22 protein-coding genes and 4 tRNA genes are annotated in these 23,096 nt (G+C 45.0%); 10 read left to right on the top strand and 16 right to left on the bottom strand.

The genetic code is table 11. The annotated features are described in order from the left end of the window. Positions 1-4 precede the first annotated feature (4 nt). Positions 5-1,411 (bottom strand): DNA recombination protein RmuC, encoded by a 1,407-nt coding sequence (gene rmuC / locus D3H65_RS23785; protein ID WP_119052705.1) that lies wholly within the window; start codon positions 1,409-1,411, stop codon positions 5-7. Positions 1,412-1,944: 533 nt separating this feature from the next. Between rmuC and D3H65_RS23780 the strand changes: the two genes are divergently transcribed. The 4 genes from D3H65_RS23780 (at position 1,945) to D3H65_RS33030 (ending at position 2,563) form a co-directional block, all read left to right on the top strand. Continuing rightward, positions 1,945-2,018, top strand: a tRNA-Leu gene (locus D3H65_RS23780). A 124-nt stretch (positions 2,019-2,142) separates the two neighbouring features. Then, positions 2,143-2,228: transfer RNA gene (locus D3H65_RS23775), tRNA-Ser, on the top strand. Between the two features lie 63 nt (positions 2,229-2,291). After that, positions 2,292-2,382 (top strand) — tRNA-Ser (locus tag D3H65_RS33035). A gap of 96 nt (positions 2,383-2,478) precedes the next feature. Beyond that, positions 2,479-2,563: transfer RNA gene (locus D3H65_RS33030), tRNA-Tyr, on the top strand. A 200-nt stretch (positions 2,564-2,763) separates the two neighbouring features. Here D3H65_RS33030 and D3H65_RS23770 read toward each other — a convergent pair. The 4 genes from D3H65_RS23770 to D3H65_RS23760 form a co-directional block, all read right to left on the bottom strand. Beyond that, a complete protein-coding gene (locus tag D3H65_RS23770; protein ID WP_119052704.1) occupies positions 2,764-3,255 on the bottom strand; it encodes an RNase H family protein in 492 nt (163 codons plus the stop codon). A gap of 52 nt (positions 3,256-3,307) precedes the next feature. Next, entirely contained in the window at positions 3,308-3,469 is a 162-nt protein-coding gene (locus tag D3H65_RS33025; RefSeq protein WP_162915787.1) for a hypothetical protein, read from the bottom strand. 49 nt (positions 3,470-3,518) lie between these two features. After that, positions 3,519-4,079 carry a DUF6934 family protein gene (locus D3H65_RS23765; RefSeq protein ID WP_119052703.1) on the bottom strand — a complete coding sequence of 187 codons (561 nt, stop codon included), beginning with the start codon at positions 4,077-4,079 and terminating at the stop codon, positions 3,519-3,521. A gap of 121 nt (positions 4,080-4,200) precedes the next feature. Then, positions 4,201-4,788, bottom strand: a complete 588-nt coding sequence (locus D3H65_RS23760; RefSeq protein WP_119052702.1) for a hypothetical protein — start codon at positions 4,786-4,788, stop codon at positions 4,201-4,203. A 224-nt stretch (positions 4,789-5,012) separates the two neighbouring features. Between D3H65_RS23760 and D3H65_RS23755 the strand changes: the two genes are divergently transcribed. Further along, positions 5,013-7,088 (top strand): hypothetical protein, encoded by a 2,076-nt coding sequence (locus D3H65_RS23755; protein WP_119052701.1) that lies wholly within the window; start codon positions 5,013-5,015, stop codon positions 7,086-7,088. A gap of 5 nt (positions 7,089-7,093) precedes the next feature. Further along, positions 7,094-8,500 (top strand): tetratricopeptide repeat protein, encoded by a 1,407-nt coding sequence (locus tag D3H65_RS23750; protein WP_119052700.1) that lies wholly within the window; start codon positions 7,094-7,096, stop codon positions 8,498-8,500. A gap of 127 nt (positions 8,501-8,627) precedes the next feature. Here D3H65_RS23750 and D3H65_RS23745 read toward each other — a convergent pair whose 3' ends face one another. Continuing rightward, positions 8,628-8,999 carry a hypothetical protein gene (locus D3H65_RS23745; protein ID WP_119052699.1) on the bottom strand — a complete coding sequence of 124 codons (372 nt, stop codon included), beginning with the start codon at positions 8,997-8,999 and terminating at the stop codon, positions 8,628-8,630. Positions 9,000-9,611: 612 nt separating this feature from the next. Here D3H65_RS23745 and D3H65_RS23735 point away from each other — a divergent pair. Continuing rightward, positions 9,612-11,204, top strand: a complete 1,593-nt coding sequence (locus tag D3H65_RS23735; RefSeq protein WP_119052697.1) for an ATP-binding protein — start codon at positions 9,612-9,614, stop codon at positions 11,202-11,204. Between the two features lie 107 nt (positions 11,205-11,311). On the opposite strand, the gene D3H65_RS23730 is transcribed toward D3H65_RS23735, so the two are convergent. Together D3H65_RS23730 and D3H65_RS23725 are read right to left on the bottom strand one after the other, a co-directional pair. Then, positions 11,312-12,079, bottom strand: coding sequence for a DNA cytosine methyltransferase (locus tag D3H65_RS23730; protein WP_211345539.1), 768 nt, complete (start codon positions 12,077-12,079; stop codon positions 11,312-11,314). 146 nt (positions 12,080-12,225) lie between these two features. Next, the gene (locus tag D3H65_RS23725) at positions 12,226-13,002 is read right to left on the bottom strand and encodes an HNH endonuclease (RefSeq protein ID WP_119052696.1); all 777 of its coding nucleotides are present in this window, start codon (positions 13,000-13,002) and stop codon (positions 12,226-12,228) included. A gap of 345 nt (positions 13,003-13,347) precedes the next feature. On the opposite strand from D3H65_RS23725, the gene D3H65_RS23720 reads away from it, so the two are divergent. Then, positions 13,348-13,980, top strand: a complete 633-nt coding sequence (locus D3H65_RS23720; protein ID WP_119052695.1) for a DUF6266 family protein — start codon at positions 13,348-13,350, stop codon at positions 13,978-13,980. Positions 13,981-14,077: 97 nt separating this feature from the next. Here D3H65_RS23720 and D3H65_RS23715 read toward each other — a convergent pair whose 3' ends face one another. From D3H65_RS23715 to D3H65_RS23700, 4 genes are all read right to left on the bottom strand, one after another. After that, positions 14,078-15,136, bottom strand: coding sequence for a DNA polymerase beta superfamily protein (locus tag D3H65_RS23715; protein WP_119052694.1), 1,059 nt, complete (start codon positions 15,134-15,136; stop codon positions 14,078-14,080). Next, complete coding sequence (locus tag D3H65_RS23710; RefSeq protein ID WP_119054630.1) at positions 15,126-15,887, bottom strand: nucleotidyltransferase domain-containing protein; 762 nt, start codon at positions 15,885-15,887, stop codon at positions 15,126-15,128. Before D3H65_RS23710 ends, D3H65_RS23715 begins: the two co-directional genes overlap by 11 nt. Positions 15,888-16,320: 433 nt before the next feature. Then, on the bottom strand, positions 16,321-16,797 hold the full coding sequence (locus tag D3H65_RS23705; RefSeq protein WP_119052693.1) for a hypothetical protein: 477 nt from the start codon (positions 16,795-16,797) through the stop codon (positions 16,321-16,323). A gap of 88 nt (positions 16,798-16,885) precedes the next feature. Beyond that, entirely contained in the window at positions 16,886-17,233 is a 348-nt protein-coding gene (locus D3H65_RS23700) for a DUF3127 domain-containing protein (protein ID WP_119052692.1), read from the bottom strand. Between the two features lie 122 nt (positions 17,234-17,355). On the opposite strand from D3H65_RS23700, the gene D3H65_RS23695 reads away from it, so the two are divergent. After that, positions 17,356-17,910, top strand: a complete 555-nt coding sequence (locus D3H65_RS23695; protein ID WP_119052691.1) for an HD domain-containing protein — start codon at positions 17,356-17,358, stop codon at positions 17,908-17,910. Between the two features lie 54 nt (positions 17,911-17,964). Here D3H65_RS23695 and D3H65_RS23690 read toward each other — a convergent pair whose 3' ends face one another. The 3 genes from D3H65_RS23690 to D3H65_RS23685 form a co-directional block, all read right to left on the bottom strand. Then, complete coding sequence (locus tag D3H65_RS23690; RefSeq protein WP_119052690.1) at positions 17,965-18,795, bottom strand: DUF6159 family protein; 831 nt, start codon at positions 18,793-18,795, stop codon at positions 17,965-17,967. Positions 18,796-18,885: 90 nt separating this feature from the next. Then, complete coding sequence (locus D3H65_RS33020; RefSeq protein WP_162915786.1) at positions 18,886-19,032, bottom strand: hypothetical protein; 147 nt, start codon at positions 19,030-19,032, stop codon at positions 18,886-18,888. A gap of 757 nt (positions 19,033-19,789) precedes the next feature. Next, positions 19,790-20,368 carry a peptidylprolyl isomerase gene (locus D3H65_RS23685; protein ID WP_119052689.1) on the bottom strand — a complete coding sequence of 193 codons (579 nt, stop codon included), beginning with the start codon at positions 20,366-20,368 and terminating at the stop codon, positions 19,790-19,792. Positions 20,369-20,600: 232 nt separating this feature from the next. Here D3H65_RS23685 and D3H65_RS23680 point away from each other — a divergent pair, with 232 nt between their 5' ends. Then, the gene (locus D3H65_RS23680; protein ID WP_119052688.1) at positions 20,601-22,241 is read left to right on the top strand and encodes a L,D-transpeptidase family protein; all 1,641 of its coding nucleotides are present in this window, start codon (positions 20,601-20,603) and stop codon (positions 22,239-22,241) included. A 54-nt stretch (positions 22,242-22,295) separates the two neighbouring features. On the opposite strand, the gene D3H65_RS23675 is transcribed toward D3H65_RS23680, so the two are convergent. Beyond that, on the bottom strand, positions 22,296-23,066 hold the full coding sequence (locus D3H65_RS23675; RefSeq protein ID WP_119052687.1) for a murein L,D-transpeptidase catalytic domain family protein: 771 nt from the start codon (positions 23,064-23,066) through the stop codon (positions 22,296-22,298). Positions 23,067-23,096: the final 30 nt, after the last annotated feature.

The following is a 23,096-nucleotide window of genomic DNA, read 5'->3' as shown; positions in this document are numbered from 1 at the left end:
CTTCTTAAATAACGCCATGTTCGTCGGCAAAGGATGTATCCATAATATCATCGAGCATGCCGGTGGTCTCCTCCTTGGGAAGTTCCTGCACATTGCGGAGTTTCTTTTCGATAGCACGGGAACGGACGCCCGCCTGTTCTATTACGTTGCTGGCTTCCTGCAATTTCTTCTGGGTCTTTTCGAGTATGCCGCCAAAGTTGCCAAACTCTGTTTTGACAGCCCCCAGGAGTTGCCATACTTCACTGGACCGCTTTTCAATAGCGAGTGTACGGAATCCCATCTGGAAGGAGTTCAATAAAGCAGATAAGGTAGTGGGGCCGGTAATGATGATCTTGTATTCTCTTTGCAGGGTTTCAAACAAACCGGGGGTGCGGAGCACTTCGGCGTAGAGGCTTTCGAAGGGAAGGAAGAGGATGGCAAAATCGGTGGTATTAGGCGGGTCGATGTATTTGGAAGAAATGTCGAAGGCGCATTTGCGGATGCCCTTGATAAAGCTCTTGCGGAATTCTTCTACCAACTCAGGAGCGGCTTTGTCGTAAGCTTCCTGCAGGAGTTCGAAATCTTCTTTGGGGAATTTGGAGTCGATGGGCAGCCATACAATTTTCTCTTTGTTTTCCCTGCCGGGTAACTTAACAGCAAATTCTACTACTGCATTGGAGCCTTCTTTGGTCTTTACATTTTTAGCATACTGTTCGGGTGTGAGGATCTGATCGAGGATGCTTTCGAGCTGGTACTCTCCGAGGATACCGCGTGATTTTACATTGCTCAATACGCGCTTGAGGTCGCCGACACCGGTAGCCAGTTGCTGCATATCTCCCAGACCTTTGTGCACAGCTTCCAGTCTTTCGCTTACGAGTTTGAAGGATTCGCCCAGGCGGCTCTCCAATGTCTTCTGCAATTTCTCATCTACGGTGGAGCGCATTTCATCAAGCTTCTTTTCATTGCCTGCCTGAAGATCGGCCAGTTTCTTCTCGAGTGTTTCTCTTAATTGGTCTAACCGTTGGGAAGTGGCTGTATTTTGTTCGGTCTGCTTGTTCAGTAGTGCTAAGAAGTTTTCTTTCTGTGAGGTGTTAGATTCACCGAGGGATCTGGCAAAGGCTTCCAGCTGTTCTTTTTGCCGGGCGGCACTATCTTTCATGGCGTTGCTCAATTGTTCGCCAAAACGTTGCAAGCTATTGGTGAGCTCCTCCCGGGCATCGCGGTGGGAGGTACTGGCTTCTACCCTATTGGTGCTGATCTCGGTTTTGACGGCCGTTTCTATGCGGCCCACCTCACCAGCGAGGGTGGTCATTTTAAAACGGATATCAGCCAGCTGACTATTTTCATTTTTGCCAGCCATCTTCACGAGGATCGCCACTACGACAAGCAGCAGCAGGAGGACTGCCGCCAGCAGCATATACAGAATAGTCATGAGTTAGTAATTTAGATTGGGTACTACGATATTACGTTTTTTTGCCGGCAGGAGGATCAAATTTTTATAACCGCGATGTGCGTAACTCGTATAATACCGGTGCAATATTACTGGCCCGGATTCAAAAACCATTCCGGTTTCCCGTAGCCTGGCGACGAATTATCTGAAAAGGGTAGCTGACAGATGACCATGCTTTTGGAAAGCTTGCTAACAGGATAGAGCAACTGTTTTTTAAATTCTTTTGGGTTAACTGCTTTGTTAATTGATTTGTTTTATTACTTTTGTATCATGATTCGCAACAATACATATCTACTGTCCTTATCACTCAGTTGCTATAGTAGCAAGCTGAAGGGCAGTTACATGTATGCGTATCAAAGACTTAGCCAATAAGATACACTCTATAAATGCATGAAAAGCCCTTCAGGTCCAGCACTTGAAGGGTTTTTTGTTTTTATCCTTTGGGATATCCAGTTCTTGTAGCATAACACTACTCAATGTACCGGATAACCGAAATGTAGATGCTATGTCCAGTCAGCCCCTTAGCCCAACGGAAGGAGGCGCCTGTTTTAGAAACAGCACAGTGTGGGTTCGAATCCCACAGGGGCTACGAGTGAGCGGCAAGTGGTGAATGGTAAGTGGTGAGTCGTTTGCTTCGATAGCAGATTTCTCACTACGCTTCGCTGCGTTCGAAATGACAGGAGAGGAGATTCGATTCCCGTCTTGCTCCCGATGGAAGGTTAGCATAATCGGTAATGCAGCAGTCTTGAAAACTGCCGTACGTGTAACGCGTTTGCAGGTTCGAGTCCTGCACCTTCCGCCTATGCCTTTGTGGATGTGTGAGGCATTGTTGTGTGTGAGGGAGTAAGTATGATTTATTAATGGAGAGCAGGCAGATATTGGTTTGTTGCGGCATCCTGCTAAGATGTTCCATGCCGAAAGGTGTGGTGAAGGTTCGATCCCTTCGTTCTCCGCCTATGTCTGAACCTGGATCTTTTGGATTGGGGGGAGGTGCAAACGCGCATCCCTGAAGTCACACAATACACAGGAAAGATGATGGTATATACTAAGGGGCGTCGGTAACGATGGAGGAGTTACAGCAGACTGTAAATCTGTCACTGTGAGACACAGAGCGTTCGAATCGCTCACGCCCCACTAATATTTTGCAGGGAGAGGGCTGCCTCTAAAGGGGCAAGAATACATTTGAGGTGATCCTTGCTACAAAGCGGTTGCCTTTAAAGGGGCAAATACATTTATTGGCCAATCTTGCTACAAAGCTTCTGCCCCGATGGGCAAGAATACATTTGAGGTGATCCTTGCTACAAAGCGGTTGCCCTTAAAGAAGCAAATACACGTCAGGATAGATTAGATGGAATCTTGCCTGTCTCTTTTACGGCCTCCCGTACCAGTTTGCGGGATAAGGTGTCGGCCTGCACATTGTATTGGGTGTGTTGGTTTACTTTCTGGTGTGCTTTTATCTTAACAAATTCCAACTCAAAAGACAGAGCCTGCTGCAATAGCTGCTTTACCAATGCAGCATTGGGCAATGGCTTTCCTTTCCGGCTGCAGTAATCAAGTCTCACCAGTTTTTCGCGGCGGGCTATTAAGCCTACTACATACTGACTATCTGAAACGATCCTGATATTGTTGATGCCGGTGTGCCGGTTATTGATGTATTCGATGGCCTGGATGACAGCGGTTAGTTCCATCGCATTGTTGGTAGTACCGGTAGCTATTCCGCTGAGCAGGTGCTTTTTTGTTCCTATCAATACAATGGCTACCCAGCCGCCTATGTGGGCTTGTGTGTGACAACTGCCATCGGTATATACTTCAGCGACACGGATCATAAAAAAAGCCCGCCTTTACAAGCGGGCTACTATAATTAGTTGGAAGAGATAACTAAGCTTCTTTTAATAGTTTCATGAACAGGGCAGCCTGCTCTTTGGTCTTGATGACCTGGTGCAGGGATGAACTTACGGCCAGCTTTACTTCGGCCTTTTTGCCGGTGCCTTTGGCCTTTTTAGTAAGGGCCTCTACCTTGCGTTGTATTGACTTGTTCATGTTCCCCAAATTTACGGTGTTTTTTTGATTTATTACAGGTTCCTACGCCTTACTGCTTCAGATTGAAAATGAAATAGTTATACATATGATCCTGGGAGATCAGGGCTCCTTTGTCTATTCTGAAAGGGTAAGGCATGATATCTTCAAAGTCGAACGGATTGTCGTATTGGGTTTTCCCAAAACGCGTGATCCGTACAAAGTATTTAACGCCAAACATGCGAAAGTGTTGGTTGAGGTAGGCAAAATTCCTTTGGAGGGCGCGGTAATAAAAGTAGGCACGGGCATTATCGGAGCCGTCGATACCTAAATAATGGTCGGGATTATTCTTTAAATAGGCCAGGGCCGAAAAGAGAATGGTAGAGAATACTTTGGAATAATCGGCATGGGTGAGCTCGGCCTTATCGTCGATCTTGCCTTTGGCATTCTGTGGCCCGAAGGCCAGGTTATAAACATTGGGCAGGAGGGCGTGGGCCTGGTTGCTGATCTTGACAATTAACGGGAGGGCCTGCCCGTTGCTGAGTTTGGTACTGAAGGTGCTCACCTTCAGGTCCTGGGAGATATTGTCTATTTCATACAGGTTGTTGAAATCAATCTTTAAGGAGGCAGCCATTTATTAATGTGTTTGGGTAAGGCAATGGTAGCTGCAAAATATACAATTTTTACCCATTGTTCCTATACCTGCCGGTCTTCCTAATTAAGGAAAGCCGACAGGTATTGTTGCTTACATTCTTCTATTCCCCTGCGACAACTGGTTTTTCTGCTTCCTTGCTAATGGCTGCTTTGTGCAATATCAGCTTCTCGCCTACTGTATCAAAAGATACTTCAATCCAGCCATTGTATCTTTTACCGGCTACCACTACTTGCACAGCGAGGTATTTATGACTCACCGATTTCCAGTTGCCTTCCCAATAAGGCAAGCCGGTGGCCGGGATATTCTTTAGTGCCATTTCCACCTGCCCTACCTGGTACCAGTTGTGACCGGGGTAATTACTGATGGGAATAACCTCGCCTTCATTGAAGGCGGGAGAGCCGTTGGCTTCATTGACCAATAAATTACTGTGCACATAGGAGCCTGCAAAGAAGAGCACCTCATCTTTTTTTTCAATAGGATCTCCAATGTACCAGGTGGAGAATCCTATATCAACCAGCTCATCGTGGTTGAGATCAATCAATTGGGCCTGCTGAAATTTCAGTTCCCGGTTTTGAAGATCGGTATAGATCATTTCCGGCTGTTGATCTACCGGTGGTAAAGGGGTTTCGTCTTTATTGCACGAGGTCATCAATGCGGTGACCAGGGCCAATGCATATACTTGTTTCATGGCTATATTTTATGCAATTAACAACCAAACAGTCCGGCTTCGTTGCACGAGGTGTATAGGTTGGCAGAAACGTGGCATGAGTTGAATAACGTGGGAAGGGTGAGGTGTAATCACCCATCAATATAGCGTTATAACCACCTTGCGCAAGGCTGCTGGCTGAAGAATCTTTGTAGCGGCACTTAAGGTTGCCACCTATTCATTTCTTTCAGCCAAATCAACCAATCATGAGATGTACGCCTCTTCCGTTTCTTTTATTTTTGGCCTTGCTGCTGCAGTTAACGGCCTGTGGCCCGGCCATTAAGAAATTTGTAAATAATAAATATCCGCCGGTTTCTTCTGTTGAAAAAGCCACGGCCTCAGTCAAAAATGCGATGGCGGAATTGGAGAAAGTGCCCACTGCTGACTTAGGTGTGCGGCTGGATGAGGCGTTCCTGGATTCGTTATTGAACAATTATTTCCGTACCCGTTTTTCTGAGCTGCCCGATCTGGGCATTCCGCAGATCGAGAAAATGGAACTGGTCCAGTCTCCCCGTTTTACGCTCGACAGGCAGGAGCTTATTATTAATGCCTCCGTGCAATTTGCGCTTACCAATAATAAGTACGTACGGTCTATATTGATCGACTTCAGCGGACTGGTATCGCCTTCGGTAAACAATGACAGTTTAAAGCTGGAGCTTTCCTTCAGCAGGATCTTTATTTCGAAGCTACAATTAAAAAAGTTCCTGTTCCTTGGGCGTGTGGCCAAGAATGCCGTTAATAGTCTGTGCAAGAGCTTTATGGACAATATTAACGGGCAACTGAAAACAATGGTGGTCAAAATCAATTATCCGCCATTTCCTGAGGCGCCGCTTTCTGCGTTGATAGGGCAGGATGAAAATATTACGGTGACGAATGACCATACTTTCAAGCTTTCACGGAAAACGCTGCACCCGGTCATACTGATCAAGCCTGGCAGTCTTTCGATATTGGCCGGTGTGGATGAAAAGAAAGAAGAAACTACGGTTACCACCAATAGCGCCAGAGCGGCCAGGGCTGTATTACGGGAAGTACCACAGCCCAATTATATTATGACCGGCCGTGGAGCGGCAAATGTTGGTGTGCAGGGGATAGGTATTTCCAAAGAACAGGCCATGCAAAGTATTAATAATGATGCCCGGCTGGTTTGTATTTCAGCGATTGATAACAAGCAGATCAGTAAAGATGAGTTCAATGCCTTATTCAACCGCCTGGATGAAGCCTTTTATACTTCCTGGAATAATAATCTGGATGCTTTATCGGACACGAATAGTGGTAGCTCGGTATCGCTCTCCTATAATGTGCTTTCGAGGATTACCGATGAGCTGTTCAGGGATGCGCAGTTTGGCCTGCAGTATAACCTGGATGTGAATACTCCTTTTGAAGATAAGAATATTGACCTGGGAGAAATCCCCAAGCCGGATTGCGGAGCGATTGGCTTTGAGTGCAATTTTAATAATTGCTCGAATGTGCTGAGTAACTGCGGCAGCTGCAAGTGGTATGATGCTCCGTGTCATGTGCGGTGGGCGGCTTGTAACGCCTTGAATGGTGTAAAGTATGCTGCCTGTCAGGCCTCGAATGCTGCCAAGGCTACCTGGTGTGCGGGTGAGCTGGCGGTACGCAAAACGCTTTGTTTTGCGGAGATAGCGGGCATCTTTATTTATGATAACCTCATCAGGGATGTGGGCAGGTTTGGCGGTTTTGCCAGGGCCAATGGAACCATCCGGGGTACTATCAGCCAGGTAATACCGGGCGGCATCAGCAGTCTTGGTTTAGACGGGCAGCTGAATGCCCGGGCGGATGCGGAGGTGGGGTTACGGTTCAGTCCATCCGGCATCTTAGGTCATATCATCTGTTCTTTTCCTATCAATGAGACCTTTCGCATGAACAATATAACGGTGAATCAGGCTATCCAGTTGAGGTCGACGATTGAAAGGCAGGTGATTGATGCCGATAATTGTGCGCTGAAGATCGGCTTTCAGAAGATATCGATCCCCATCCAGCTGTCGGAGCCTTTGCTGCTGGAGATCCTGAAGCATCCTCAATTATTGGTAAGCTGTGGGTTCAGTATTGGATTGGGGATTACGGTGACATCTGTGCTGGGGCTGGCAGGCAATGACAATTTCAAGAATTACCTGCGGCTGGCTTTGCAGGGAAGGTATGTGTTGCCTTTTGAAAAAGACTTTGCTGTAAAGATCCCCTCCATCCCTTTGCAGGTACTTAATCAACAAATATTGCTGGCCCCTTCCTGGGGCGCTAAAAGCCTGGTATTTACTAAAAAATAAATTGTATGAAGCATATGTTCACGCTGCTGCGGAGCAGCCTGTTAATAGTATTGGTTGGTAGTCCTTTTATGGTTGTGCTGGCGCAAAGCATTTCTCCTGAAGAAGTGGAGCTGAAGCAAAAGGCAGCTGCGTATGTAACTGGCCGCAAACTGGATTCAGCCCTTTATTTCAGTAAGAAGCTGGTAGCGCAATACCCTGGTGCGGGCAATCACCTGCTCACGGGCAGTGTTTACGAGCTGCGTAATGACAAGGTCAATGCGGATAAATCTTACAACAAGGCGGTGGAGGTAGCAGGCAATGATCTTTATAAAGTGTATTCGGACCTGGGGCTGGTGATGCTGAAAAGGATGGATACTGTAAAAGCTATCGAATACGAGCATGCTTCACTTTCGCTGAACCAGGCGCAAGCTGATGTGCATTATTTTCTGGGCGGGCTGCATGAGGTGCGCCATGCGATCGATTCTGCCAACTATCATTTTACCCAGGCCTGGCGCCAGGATAGTACCAACACGATTTACCTCCAAAAGATGTATGCAATAGCTTATGCGGGAGGTGATATGGCTGCAGCTTTACCGTACCTGGAAAAAGCGGTGGCCATTGACGGAAAGGATCAGCGGGCCCGCAACACACTGGTATATGGTTACCTGGAGATTGATGCTTTTTCGAAAGCGCTGGGACTGCTCAACCAGAAAATAGCCGACACCCTGGCGGGGGATGTAGATTATTTCAACCAGGCCCGGTGCTACCTGAACCTGGGGGATACGGCTAATGGGCTATCGGCCCTGCGGCAAGCCATTGCTTTTAGTGTGCAGGTGAATAATACGTATTATGACGAACTGGTGCAGGTGTTGGCGGCCCAGGGGCAGCATAAGCAACTGGTGATGGTCTATGAAGCCGGTGCAGCGGCAGGGATTGAGGCTTACCAGGCATGGCTGAGGGGCTACCAGGAAGCGGTAACAGGCATGGATAGTATTTATAAAGGTATCCAGGGCAGCAATGCTACAACGAGCCTGTTTCAGTTGGGAAAGCTTTACATTTCCATCCAGGACTATACCAATTCGCTGAAGGTATTGCAGGATTACCAGGCGGCTGGCGGAGCGCAACATGATAGTCTATATTCCTTGCTGGCCATTAGTTATGTGTCGCTGAACAAATACGCTCAAGCCAAAGAGAGCATTGAAAAAGCCCTGGCGCTGGCTCCTGCCAATGAAGATTACAAGTTGTTGTTGCTGTCGATCCTGTACCGGCTGCAAGACTTTTCGGGGGTGATCTCTACAATTGGTGATATACAGGTTTTGCAGCAAAAAGACGGGCGGAAGGAGGAGGCGGCGATGGGGTATTTGCTTTTTAAATCACATTGGGGGCTGGGGCATGTACGGGAGGCGGCGGCTTACCATAAAATGCTTTTCTGAGTGAAAAGGCGGGCAGGTCTTGTGCCAGTTGTACTGTAAGGGGTATGGAAATAAAACGGGGTCCGGAAACCTGAAAACCCTAGACAATAGGCAGTTTCAGCTTTCCGGACCCCGATTTCCGAAGGTATTAATCTTCTACAGAAGTATTTTCTTCCGGTTCCGCTGTGGGCAAGGGAACGGGATTTTTGGTCTTATTGGTGATCAGCAATACAAATTTGGTGGTAAGGGTAACCTCGTAGGTATTGTGTTTGAAGAGGTATTTGGTATCATTGTTTTCCAATAATACGGTGGCGAGGTCGCGCGCCAGTTGAATACCGCCGATGGTGTTGGCGGCTTTTCCGTCTTCAAAAATGATGGTGAACTTATACCCAGCCTTGCGGGCGATGCCCAGCTTTTCAAAATCAATGCGGTTCAAAGGCAGTTCCTGATCTGCATTTATTGACTTCTTGAGCAGGATTTTGATGATAGGCAGGTATTTAGCCCAAACTTGTGTGTACATCTATTTCGTTGTTTTTACTTGTTTCGTTTGCCTGGCAGGCCTCGTTTTGGTGCGGTTCGGCGCTGAAAGAATTTTCAAAGATAAAGTGCAGCTACTGCAAAGGTGCGTATAAATACGGTGAAAAACGAATGGAAAAGGAGAAATAAATATTTGTAAGTGCGCACAATACAATATTTTACCTAGTGGCGAGGAGGCTCCCTCACCGGTGAGCAGTCATTTTTGCCTCATAAACAGCTTAAAAATAGCTGTAAAAGGCTGGTTTGGCCGGTGGTTTATGACTGATACTAATTATTGATTATTACCTCTCAGGCAGGGGCGTGTGTGGGCCGGATGGCCTTTGCAAGGGAGTTGAGGTGTTACAAATGTGCTATATTCTTGCTGGTCCGGCGGGGTACCGCTAACCAATGGGTGTAGAAAAGGGCTTAGCAGATATTCTAGGTTATCCAGTAAATGGCAAATTCCAGGAAGATATCAATAATCAGGGAGAGCAGATGGGTAAGGGGACCGAGGTAAGGTTTTGGGTCGAGAATCATAGTAATAATGGTAAATGGCAGTATATTTATCGTTTACAGCCTTTACCCCAAGGCTCATTCATAACCCCTAACCTAACGAATGGAACATTTTGAGATTATTAAGCCAGCCATAACGGCAAAGGGATTTCGAACTGCAGTAAAAGATTATACAGAAGAATCGGTGATTGAAGAATTGGCTGCCAATAGTTACGACGAAGATGCTTCAACTGTTATTGTCCTACTCGATCAAAAAAACAATCAGCTCTACATTATCGACGATGGAAATGGATTTGACGATACCTCTATAAAAGAAGTGACAACCTTGGGAGGAGGAGACAAAACTTCTTCCCCTTATTCGAAGGGGAAAAGAGCTTACCTTGGAAGTTATGGTTATGGACTAAAAAGCACCTTAAATATCTCCAATAAGGTTCACATCAAAACTGCGTCCCACAGCAACATTTTTTCGACTGAAATTGATTGGTCCATTTTAGACCATGCCCTAACGCAAGAATTCAAAGGCTATAAATTTGGGAAAAATAATAAGCCTGCTCAATCTGGAACTGGCACCATAATACAACTTCACTTAAAAAATCCTACCTCCAAATCGCATCTTGACTCATTTGGAGAAGTATTAAATCATCTTCCACTTGACAACGGTCAATTTAAATGTTATTATGGGCATTATGAAGACTGCTATGAATACATAAAGCCCTTTTTGCAAACATTCAATGGCTTAAGAAAAATTGCTGATTCTCTTTATAAGAAAAAGTATTTGTACTTCGCTAACGATTCTCTTGAATTTGAGCTTTCAGAATGCGATACAGAGGTTTTCAAGGATAAAGATGATCCTAGCGTTGAAGCAAAATTTTACTTCACGGGCATGAATGGGGATAAGATAAGGTCGTTAAAAGAAAAGTTAAGGGGTATTTATGTAAGAGTACATGGCCGGCTATTAAAACATAATTTCTCAGAAGATAAATACGTATATGGCATCAGTAAATACCAGATGTTTAAACAAGGATTAAGAGTTGAATTTTCCATCAATTGGCTCAGGGATCAAATATCTTTATCGCGTGATGATATTAAATTTTCGAATGAAAAATTGGAGAAGGACTTTAAATTAATCGTTGCCAGAAATATAGGAAAATTTATACGTCCCAGGCTAGATATCATTCAAAAAAAGAAAGCCAAACAATCAGATATTAAGCTGAAGCAAAGACTTGAGCTTGCCGATAAACGAGCCAAGAACGAATCGGGTGTTAAAATAAAATCGCTTAAGGATGGTTTCAATTTCCGACCAGAAACGGATTCTGAATTAGCTATTTTGCTTTCAAATCCTTCTATCATGGCCAAGATAAATAAGGCATACAAGCTAATTGATTATAATGACCAAGCTAGTTTTGATTGTATCATTTATGATACCTCAAAAAGGGAGTTTATTTTTACAGAATTAGAGCCTACTTTAATGGAGTTTTTGCAACATAAGAATCGCGATTCCATTCAACTCATAATAACCTATACGTTGGGCAAATGGCGTACGGGGTCAAAGAAAAAAACTACCAAGGGATTTCTGGAGCTAATACAGCATGAAAAGAAAGCCAAAGGGTACTATAAGTTGTTGGAATATTCTACTGAAAATAGCAAGACCCCTAAATTAGATTATCAGGTAATTGTGCTTGATGAGATACTTTAGGTAAAACTTGCACTGAAGTGCGAAGACGGATTAAGGAAGGATCATTGAAGCGAAGAAGCACACCAAGGATCAATGATCAATATGTAAACTTTAAGGGGTATCCTTGATCAATTGAAATATGACATTACAATATCTCCTACCCATTTCCCCATTTGTACGGGCACTGCATTACCGATGAGCTTATAAGAGCTACGTTTGTTTTCAAAATGAAAGTCATCCGGAAATCCTTGTAATCGGGCATATTCCCGGATCGAAAAGGGACGCAGCCCATATTGAGCCTTGCGATCTTTCACCAGCCGCGTGCCTAAATCCTTGGCATAATGAGCCACGCAAGTGGGCGCTATTGCACCCGGCTGCTCTGGGTCTACAATTATTGGTTTATCCCTGTACCTTCCTTTGATCCGGCTAATTACATATTCCGGCATTTCTATTTCAGGGTTCTTTTCCAAAATATCTTTTAACCATGGCTTGTTGTTGATGACATTAGGTGCACTTATGGGAAAGGGCTTCTTTGTACCAAATAGAATAAGCCTTTTCCTTCTTTGTGGCAACCAATTGGCAGCATCCACTGGACAAAATACCTGAACATAATAGTCTGGAAGTTTGGTCATAGCTTCCATTACTACCTTAAACTTCTTCATACCGGGTACGTTTTCTACCACATACATTTCTGGTTTTTCAATAGCAATATGGCGGAAGAAATGCAAGAAAAGATCATCCCCGGTACGGGTGCCATGAATATCAGCAATAGTAGAATATTTGGTACAAGGATATGTACCAACAATGATGTCGGTAGGTGGCTGCTCCAATACAGTTTTGTCTTTTATATCTGCCGTAAGCACGGCATGGGAAAAGTAATGCGGATTAAGCTTCATACAATGGGTAGCCTCCACATCAAGGTCGAGGATTGGATCACCCTTACCCTTGCTTGCATGATACCAATTTCCATACCTCCGCAACCGGAGAAATATCCTTTAGCTGTTGGGACGTACATATAGCAATCGTTATTTGTTTTTGCCAATCACCCACGAAATATAGTATCCATATGATACTGTAAGAATTCCTTTTTAGGATGATATTTCTGAGGTAAATTGATCCTGGTTCCAGTCAATATTGCAAAGTGTTTTGCATGGTATTCTAACGAGTGCTTTTCTTTTATCGCAGTAGATATTATAATTTCAAAATGCTCATTGATGGCAATATAACCTTTATCGTAAGCCCGGTCATATAAAGGGGAGAGGCAAATACCGTTTTCAGGATTCAATCGCTCTTGCTCATTTTTAGACCAAGGAACAATGTGACTGGCAACCAATAGATCTGGTATATCAATACCAGTAATGGCACATTTACTAGCATAGTTGACCATCACAATTTGGCGAAATACATTTTGGTTTACTCTTGTTTTAACCTCTCGCCTTTTGTCTTCGCCTTTGAGGTATTCGGTACCCTGCAATGCTTCAGCATATTTACTTTCTATGGCTATTTGTTCTTTTTCAGCCAATATTCGTTCACTTTCAAAAAGGAGCTCTGCCTTATTATCGATAAATTCATCCCAAATGGGCTGTACTTGCTTTATTCCACCATCCAACCCTTTTATTCCTCGCTGTTGATGGAAGGGATCAACACTGGCAAAGTTTACCAAACGCATCGCTATGGCATTGGCTGTGCGGCCTATAAGGCTTGCCAAGTGCATGACTTCTGGTGTATGGGAATCCATTTTACCAAAAGGGAGCTTTAGGTAAAGATTGAGTGCAAGAATCAACTCATCCCTTGTCCATAGTCGTATCGGTTCTTTCATATTGAATTAGCAGTTATTCAAATCGTTTAGGTTGCAATAAAAATAAACAAGTTAAAGGGATAAAGTGGTGTCTTTTAGGCCACAAATTAACCATTCCGCTTGTGCGTGCATTTGCTTTTAAGTCACGTTCAAAAATTGCCAGTAACCCTGCTCTGCAGGCCCGTTGTACTCAGGTCAATTCAGGGTTTTATTACTCCCGCTTCTATACCCAATAAAACAGGGACTAAACCCGGACCAAACAGGGACCAAACTCGGACCAAACTCGGATAATGCCCCTATTTGAACAGTCTTTAATTCTTTTTTATATATAATATAGTATGTATATTTATTATAAAAATACACACTATGGGACGACTTATTAATGGCATTAATGGCCCCATACAGGGGAAAGTAGGTGCTGTAATTGGGTCAAACTGGAAAGGAATTCCTTACGTAAAAGGGCCTTATAAAGAGCGCACTACCAACGTGAGCAAGAAAGAGAAAGCCAACCGTGGCAAATTTGCCATGGCGCAATTCTGGCTAAAACCTTTGTTGCCCTTTGTACGTGAAGGTTTCAAAGGCTATAGCGCTACATCGGAAGGTTTTGTGGCCGCTAAATCCTGGTTGCTATTGCATGCTTTTGAAGGGGTGGCCCCGGCTATTACAATCAATCCGGCTTTGGTGAAACTAAGCCATGGTGATCTGCCTTTATCTGATGGTATAGCGGTGGAGAAAACAGCACCCGGCGTGTTATTGTTTACCTGGGATACGGCCCCCGTGGAAGGAGGCAGTTCTTATGACCAGGTAATGCTGCTGGCCTATGATATTGACCATACAGTTGCTTATTATATTACTACCGGGCAGTTTAGAAGTACCGGCACTGATGTATTGAATATCCCTATAACAAAAGGAAGGACCTGGCACCTGTACCTGGCTTTTACAGCGGCCGATAGAAGCATGCAATCGCATAGTGTATACCTGGGGGCAATCAATAGTTGACAGGCCGCGACTCGTTAATTTGCCATCCGCCACCCGATATGCAGGCACTTTCCAGGTAAAAAGGGAATAGCAGGATAATGCCTGATGCAAAACCCTGCTATCCGTACAGTTCATGTCGAATTGCTATGAGCACTTTTTCTATTTTCTCCCGATCGGGCTCAGCAGGCAGGGCGCTTGTTAGGGCAGCACTTTCTATCTGTTGCATGAGGGTATTAGCCAAGGTCAGGAGTTCCTCATACTGGTAGTTGCCTGCTTTGATGGCCAACAATTCTTCCCTGTTGGGCCGCATCACCTGCAGCCTGCCTTCGTTCAATATTTCCTGTGCTACCTGCAACAAACGAATGGTATGCATCATGTTCTTGGCATCATACCCCTTGCCATGGTGTACATTGCCCAGGTAACGGCCCTCATTGCGCTTGTGCATCCAATCCCAATACTCCCGGTACTCCCTGCAATAAGCAGAATAGCCCTCGCTGTTGAAAAAAAGGTAGGCCAGTTCTTTTTCACCTTTGGGAATGGAAGACAAGGACACTTCATTGGCCAGCTCACTACCTATTACACCCTTGTAATGCAGAGATCCACCCGCATTATAAAAGAGTGCATACAATCCCTTTGTATGGGCTATGGCACTAAGACCACAATACTCCTGCGCATAATTGTGTTGCTGCAACCATTGCTTCAATGGCTGGGAAACGGCTCCCTGGGGTATAAAACAAAAATCCAATACAGACTTCCTTTGTTCCTCTACGGGATTGACAAACTTCTTTTTATACCCCCTGGCCTTGCGTACCTGGGTGAGGGCATAGCCAGCGAAAGTATCTTTACAAAGCCGGGACAAAAACATGTCTGGGCTTAGCTGATCCATTACGGCATGCCGGTACAAAACACATTGGGCAGGGGAAGCCAGCAATTCCAATATGTTTGGATTGTTGCGCAAAAGCAATTCGACAAAACGTCCCAGCTCGTAATACACTTCATCATTGGTTTCGTTGCTTACCTGAGGAATGTACTCCAGGCCATAAAACTGCTCCTTAGACAGGTAGTAAACGCCTTTAATGTCTGTATCCGACTTGGGGGTATCCAGCCCATAGGCCTTGCTGCCACTGATACACTCCAGCAGCAACAGGCCGCTATCTTTGATATCCTTAATAGTCATTTTCTTCGATGGTTTTTATGAAAAAGTCATCCAACCTGCCGGCCTTGAAATGATCCTTTTCCATTTCTTTGGAATGAAGGTCTATACCAAACATTTGCTGGGTTATATAAGACCTGAGCCTATCGCTTATCCTGATCACAAAGCTTTCCCCACTACCTGCCTTGAGCAAGATCAGGTCGCTCACTTCTTTCTGCAAATCGGATGGCAGTAGTTCCATTAGCGGGCCGATGGTCATGGGGGCGATGGTATTCTTTTCCAGGCACCATTTGGCCGCCAACATAGGCCGCAATACATAGAAGAGCTTTTTTATCCCAATCTCATTGCCCGGGCCCATACTTTCAAGGGCGCCATTGGCGATGCCCAGGTAATGGTGAATATTGGAACGCCTGCTAAAAAAGTGTTGGCACAAGGCCCACAACTGATCCCTAAACCCTGGTTGTTGCTTATACATTATGGGAGACTGCAACCATTCGAAAGGAGTAGTGTTTGACTTACCTATCAATTGCAATACTTTGCGGATATCCCACCCGTAGATGTCCAATTCATCATTGATGGGAAAGTTACAATCATACTTCCTGTTTTGAACAGAAAGGTAATAATTGTAAGGCCGCACGTAGATAAAGCGCACATCGTAGTCACTGTCCGGAGAAGGAAACTGCCAGCCGCGGCTGCCAGATTCACAAGCAAACAACAATTTTATGTTGTGGTCATTTTCTATTGCCTGCAGTTTGTTTATTATAGTTGCTTGCATATTATTATTTCCTTTAAATGATGATAAGGTTTGGAATAACATTATTCCCGACCTGTTGCGATAACACAAAAGTGCATGCACATGAACGCAGCCCACCTACGCAGCATAGAATATTTTTTAAACTCCTTATTATCTTATTGGCTATAAGCCTATTACTTTAAATTTATTGGAGGATCTACAAATAGCGTCCTATGTAAGTGCGCAGTTAGATTGCGTAGTAGCTGCTGGTTAAAAAGATTGGAAAAATTAATAGAAGTGTATCATTAACACTAACCCCATATTGTTGTAACCATTATCTTTGGCGCATAAAGCCAAGGCTATAGGAAAGCGGCGATATAGGGGACGGCGTTCAGGAAACGCTGTCCCTCTTTTGTTTACTGCCATTAATAATTTTTGCTATAGGTTAGAACCTGTACGCTGGTAGTGCGCTGCCTTATACTTTTAACTTCTCTACCATTCTCTTGTAATCATATTGCTCATCCTCATGCAGGCCTTTCAGGGCGGCATGAACTTTTTTGAGCTGGCCCTGGTAGAGGTTTGTCATCACGGTACTTTTGGCCAGGTTAATACCACATTCTTTCAGGAGGGTACAAAAGTGGATGAGCAACTCCACTTCGGCCAGTTTGCTGCCGGTAAACCGGATGTGCTTATTGGCGATGCGCAAGGCTTTGCGAATGGTCTTTTTGGCCAGGAAGATCTGGGAAGTATTGAGGGCTTCAAAAGCCTCGTCCATTTGCAACTTCACATTGGTGATATAGGCGGGCAGGTCGTGGGCTTCAAACAGCAGGTAGGTAAGGAGTTCCTTGTTCTCTTTTTTGAATTTGGAGAGGCGCAGACAAAGCTCCACCAGTTGTTTGGCTGGTAGTTGCTGTAGTTCGTCCTTGAGTTCGTGTACAGTGGCTGCTTTCATGATGGAGCGAATCTAAAATAAAAATACCGGCTATAACATATTACTGTTACAGCCGGCACATATCATTTTCTACAGAAAGAGTCAATGCTTAGAAAGGCAGGTCATCATCTGCACCACCGGGGGTGTTTTGGAAAGTCGGAGCTGGCTCTGATGCAGCAGCACCACCGGCTCTGTTACCTGCAACAATCTTCCAGGCCTTTACATCTGTGTACCAGCGGCCATTGTACTCGCGGCTTTCTACATCGAAGGACACGGTAACCTGTGCGCCAGGAGTAACGCCACTCATATCGATTTTATCGCCCCATACAGCAATGCACACCTTCTTGGGGTAGGTGTCGGCTGTTTCCAGGATGAACTCTTGTTTTTTCCACTGACCGTTTTTGCCCTGTCCTGTTTGCAGGGGCAGCATCTGAAAGATCTTTCCGCTGATATCCATAAGTCGATTTTGGGCAAAAATAAGGAAATGGCCCATTAAATCTACTTTGGGTTATACACTTTTATAACCCTGTCATTTTCTGCGCTTACCGCTGGCAAACGCTGCCTATTTTTGTGTCTTATATGAAAGAGGTATTACAGCAGATACAGGACTTTGCCGACCGGGCCCACGGAGACCAAATGCGGAAGTTTGCGCCCGAACGGTATATCGCTCACCCTATACGGGTAATGGAGCTTTGCAGGGAGCAAACGAATGATACCGGGATGCTGGCTGCCGCATTGCTGCATGATGTATTGGAGGATACTCCAGTGTCCAAAGAGGCGTTGAATGAATTTTTATTGGAGGTGATGAATGATGCGACCGCCCAGCGGACATTGCACCTGGTAGTAGAGTTGACAGATATTTACACCAAACGAAATTACCCAGACTGGAACAGGCGCAAGCGGAAAGCGAGGGAAGTGGAAAGACTGTCGGGCACCAGCGCAGACGCACAGACGATCAAGTATGCAGATATCATCGACAATAGTGCTGAGATCGCCATGCAGGATACTGACTTTGCACGGGTATTCCTGCGGGAATGCCGGACATTGCTGACAAAAATGAACAAAGGGAATAAGATCCTGTATCAAAAGGCATTGGACACGGTAGATGCCGGACTGAGGCACCTCAAGGAGTAAGAAAAATAAAGCCGGCCAATAGATGACCGGCTTAGATGTCGTATATAAAACGTCTTACGATTTATGTACAAAGAGATTGTCTACAAACTGGTCATTGAAATGCTGTACGGGGTCGCCATTGATGTTGTGGTAAATAGCACTGATAAAGATGGTTTGTGCAGCACTCAGCACAGCCATTATCAAAAACGCGCTTAATAATGCCAGTGCAATACCCACTAAGATATGTATGGCGGCACCTAATGCCAATAAGGGCAGGGAAATAATAATGATGGCTAAAAACTGGATGATGGAAAAGCTGAAGGTGGCTCCGGCACTTTCGCCCCATTTGTTTTTCATGAGGGATGCAGAGCGTTTGAAAGCGCCTAATGGTCCCAGGTTCTCATAAGCTATTACGGGCACTACAAAGAAGGTGGTTACGCTCCAGGCAATCCCGAGTATACCAATGATAATTTTTCCGATCCAGCCGGCATTGTCCTGCAGGTATTTTAAAAGGGTACCTACTGTGGCCGCAAATAGGGCCCAGGAAAAGATGGCCCCGATACGGCTGAGGCTGTACTCTATTCCTTTACTGATGGTTACTTCTTCGCCATGGAAATACAATCGTGTACAATGTGTAAGCGCCACGTTGAAGAATACAACCACAAAATAGTTTACCAGGTAGTAGAGGAGTGTAAGGCCAATATACACCCAGTCATTATGGTCCTCTATTCTGTCAACATCCCAGCCGGAAATACCCAGCATGACAGCAAAAAAAGAACCCATGACGAATATCATGGATATACCGGAGAGAAGGGGAAAAATGATGAGTTGTTTATTTTCCTTCAGCACCTTGAAGCTGTTCATGGAAATCTGCCAGCCGTTGGATAAGCGGGTTAAGAAAGACATATACTGGTTTATTTAAGGGTTTACGATAAATCCAATATACGGCTTTCATGGGCTATTTCCAAGATGGCCCTAAAGCAACAAGGCTTCCGGTTAGGCTTTTGTAGCAGCCATATATTCAGAAAGTGTAATACGGCCGTCCAGTAAGGCGCTGTACAGGACTGCTTTGTTTGTCTTTGTTTTCTTGATGCTGCTAACGAGTTCTTTGTCGAAGAACAACTGTTTAATAATTGATTTCATGATTTATATATTTATAGCGTTTATACCCTGGGATACTGAATTGCGGACAATACATTGCCTGCAAGGACAGCACCCGATGGATGATCCAAATAGTTTAAATACGGTGTCGCAAACAAAATCGAGTGCGGCGTCAATCGTGTGAGACGAACAATCTGTGTGTAAACAGCAATCGGTTAATGGAAGAATCGAATAACAGCTATCTGTTTTCTGGCAGCTTATGTGTTTGGATAAGAATCCGGGGAGTTAGATAAAAAAAAATGGTCACCTGTAGAAACAGCTGACCTCTAACGATTGCTTGCCATATGAAAAAACGTAAAAATCTGTTTTGTGTAGCAGCCTATCTGCTGCCTTGCTTAAGCTTTCTTTCTATCTGCTTTTCTTTTTCCTCTTGCTTACCCGTCGTCTCCGTTTCTGATGTAAAAGTAGCGCGGCTTTTTTAACTCTGTAAATCAAGTTTTTGATGATTTAATGATCTCAAAGGTCTTAAAGAAAACACAAAATCCTTACCAGTAAAGGGTTTCAGCCACTTTTTGACCTCATGCCCAACGGTTTTCAGGGGTAAAATAATAATAAATTAATATTTGATTGTTCGGAAGATTAAACGGCCAATTTTGGAATTGGCACTAGTTTAAATGAAGCATGTATGAACCTGTAAACAACTGAATGTTAATAAACTGTAAAGAATTGGGAGCCTATATTGCCTAATATCAATTACATGTTAATTAAATTACATTTAAACTAAAAGACGATTTTCTTCTTATAATTTTTTTATGCTATAGATGGGTACCGGGGGATCAAAACGCTGATCGTCTTCGGGCATATTGTAAATACGGCGTACGATATCCATCCCTTTCACTACCCTCCCAAAGGCTGCGTAGCCTTGTTTATCGGGGTTGTTTTCGCCTCCAAAGTCAAATCCGGGCTGATCGCCCAGGCATATAAAGAACTCGGTATTGGCGGAGCCAGGCTCCAGCCGGGCCAGGGATATTACACCATCTTTGTGCAGGATCTTTGTTTGCCGGGTAGTTTCGTGGGGAATACCGGGCAGTTCGGGCCTTTTGGAACCATACATCCCTCCCTGGATCAACTCGGCCTTGGGTGCGTTGGATGGCTGATTATCAGCGTTGAGTACCCGGTAAAAGCTGGCATTATTGTAATAACCGGCTTCGATATAAGATAAAAAGGCGGCTACGGATTTGGGCGCCTGGCCGGGAAAGAGTTCTACTTCAATATCTCCGATCTTTGTTTCAATTTCTATATGTGGATTCTTATATTTATTAGAAGAGCAGGCAGCTAAAAGGACGGAGAAGATAATGAAGGTATATATTTTGCGCATGATGGGTTGGTTTCAGTAAAATGAAATCGCATAGTATCCAGATTGCCCTTCGACAAACTCTTTACGCCAGGATGAGCCGTCCTTTGAGGGCGACCCACCCTTTGACAGGCAACAAGTACCGCAAATTAGGGAAGTTCTTTTTATGTAGCAGGGGCACCCCATCCCACTTCGCCTATGTTACTGTAAATCATATCCTAACCCCTGCGGGCACAGGTTTTGAAGGTTGGGCGATATGCACAGAATACTCGTTTTAATCGCCGTTGCTGCTTTTCTGGTCACCGCCTGTAATAATGAATCCCGGCAGGGAGGTGACACAGCTAAAGGAAACAGCAACCTTATACCCCGTAATGTAAGCATTAGCAAGGCCGATTCCTATAGTGATGTGTTCCTGGACAGTGCAAGTATGGAATCATTTATAGCTGAACAAAAGCTGAATGATACGGTCAGTACGGGTATGCGCAACTTCTACAATGCGCGTAACTACCAGTATGCCTGGTTTGCCAGTGATGGGCTTACGGAACAGGCATTGGCATTCCGGAATTTATATGATTATACAAAGGACAGCGGTACTACCGAAAAAAGGCTGGACCGCAGACTGGAAGGTCTGATGGCCAATGACAGCCTGCGGGTAACAGCCTCCAATGCCGACATCCGCAAAACAGAACTCCTGCTTACCTGGCGATACGTAAATTATGTGTGGGAACACTACAGTGGCGACAAAGCGCGCACTGCTGCGCTGGCTCAATTGGTGCCTTCCAGAAAATACCCGGTGATGGAAATGGCCCGGGCTGTACTGGATGATAACGAATCTCCCAATAAAAACTACAAAGCATTAAAACAACAATTGGCTACTTATGTAGCTATCGAACGGAAAGGGGGTTGGGCAACCATACCTGCATCCAGGAAGAAATTAAAAAAGGGGAGTATAGATACTGCGGTAGTATTGATCAAAAAGAGGCTACAGGCTACGGGACAATTGCCGGCCAGCGATACCAGTGCAGTTTTCAACGATCAATTGATCACGGCAGTGAAAGGGGCGCAATCGGGTTATGGCTTTACTGCAGATGGCGTTGTAACGCCTATGCTGATCAAAGAGCTCAATGTACCTGTGACAAAGCGTATAGAACAATTACTGGTCAACCTGGAACGCATGCGCTGGATGCCGGCAGAGCCCAGCGGAAGCCTTATATGGGTGAATATCCCTGCTTTCAAACTCTACGTGCAGGATGGCAGCAAGCAGTTGTTCAATATGGATATTGTGGTAGGAAAAGAAGGGCATAGTACGGTGATGTTTTCGGGCAACCTGAACCAGGTGGTATTCAGCCCTTACTGGAACCTGCCGGAAAATATCGTTAAGAAGGAAGTACTACCCCAGATAGAAAAAAACAGCCATTATCTGGCTGAAAACAATATGGAGGTTACGGGTGAGGAAGATGGAGTACCGGTGATACGGCAGCTGCCCGGAGATAAAAACCAGTTGGGGAAAATAAAGTTCCTGTTCCCTAACCGCTTCAATATCTATTTCCATGATACGCCCTTCAAAGAGCTGTTCAATAAGGACAAGCGGGCTTTTAGTCATGGTTGTATACGGTTGCGTGAACCGGTAAAACTGGCAGAGTACCTGCTGGTAGATCAACCTGAGTGGACGCCTGCCAAAATAGACAGCGCCATGAATAGCGGCAAAGAAAAGTATGTGCGTGTAAAGGACCCGGTGCCGGTATTGATCTATTATTATACGGCCTGGGTGGATGAGAATAACCAGTTACAATTCAGGGAAGATATTTATGGACATGATGAAAGGCTGGCCAAAAAGATGTTTGCATCAGTCAATGCGGGGGAAACACTGGCAGTAGCAAAGGCAACAAGGCACTAAGGCAACGAGTGGGAAAGCGGCAAGCAATAGAAACCACGAGGCAGGGTACCAGGGTTAACCCATGGTATCTGCCAACATGGTATCGGTCAAGAGGGGATTCGTTTTGTATAATATTTTTGACAGGGCCAGGTAGTTGCTATCGTTCCCATAGATGAATAAACAGCTGCCATCCCTGATGGTGTTGATGATGGATTTAGCCAAAGCAGATGGAACGGCGGGACATCCCAGGCTGCGACCAATATACCCTTTCGCATTGACCATACGTTCGTTCACATAGGCGGAACCATGAATAACGATGGCGCGTTCCAGGGCATTGTCATTAATGCCTTCTTCCATTCCTTCGAGGCGCAGGGAATAACCGTTGTGCCCTCTGTAAGTATTGCCAGTCACATAAAAGCCGAGGCTGCTTTGAAAACTTTCGGGTCTGTTGGAAAAGCGGGTGGCCATATCGGTTCCTGAATTCCTGCCGTGGGATACATAGGTATTAAATACCAGTTTATTACTTTCCATATCTATGATGAACAATCGCTTCTTTGAAGAAGGCAGGCTGAAATCTACAATGGTAAGGAAACGTGGGTTGTGTATCTCGCCGGCGTCCTGCAGGTTCTTATATCCCTCCATGGCGTATAAATAGGCTTCCCGGGAAAGGGCCAATGTATCGAGGCGCAGGCTATCGTACAATACTGTTTTACTTACTGGCGCCGGAGCCGAAACAGGAGCTGTATGTTTGACGGGGGCTTCTGAAAGCACGGTCATCCCCAATACTGCTGATACACACCCGATCAATACAAGTGAGAATATAAAAGGTTTTACTTTCGGCTGCATGAATCTTTTCCTCTTTTTACATGATAAAAA

Source organism: Paraflavitalea soli, from assembly GCF_003555545.1.
Taxonomy (GTDB): Bacteria; Bacteroidota; Bacteroidia; order Chitinophagales; family Chitinophagaceae; genus Paraflavitalea; species Paraflavitalea soli.
This window is presented reverse-complemented; position numbering and strand designations above follow the sequence as displayed.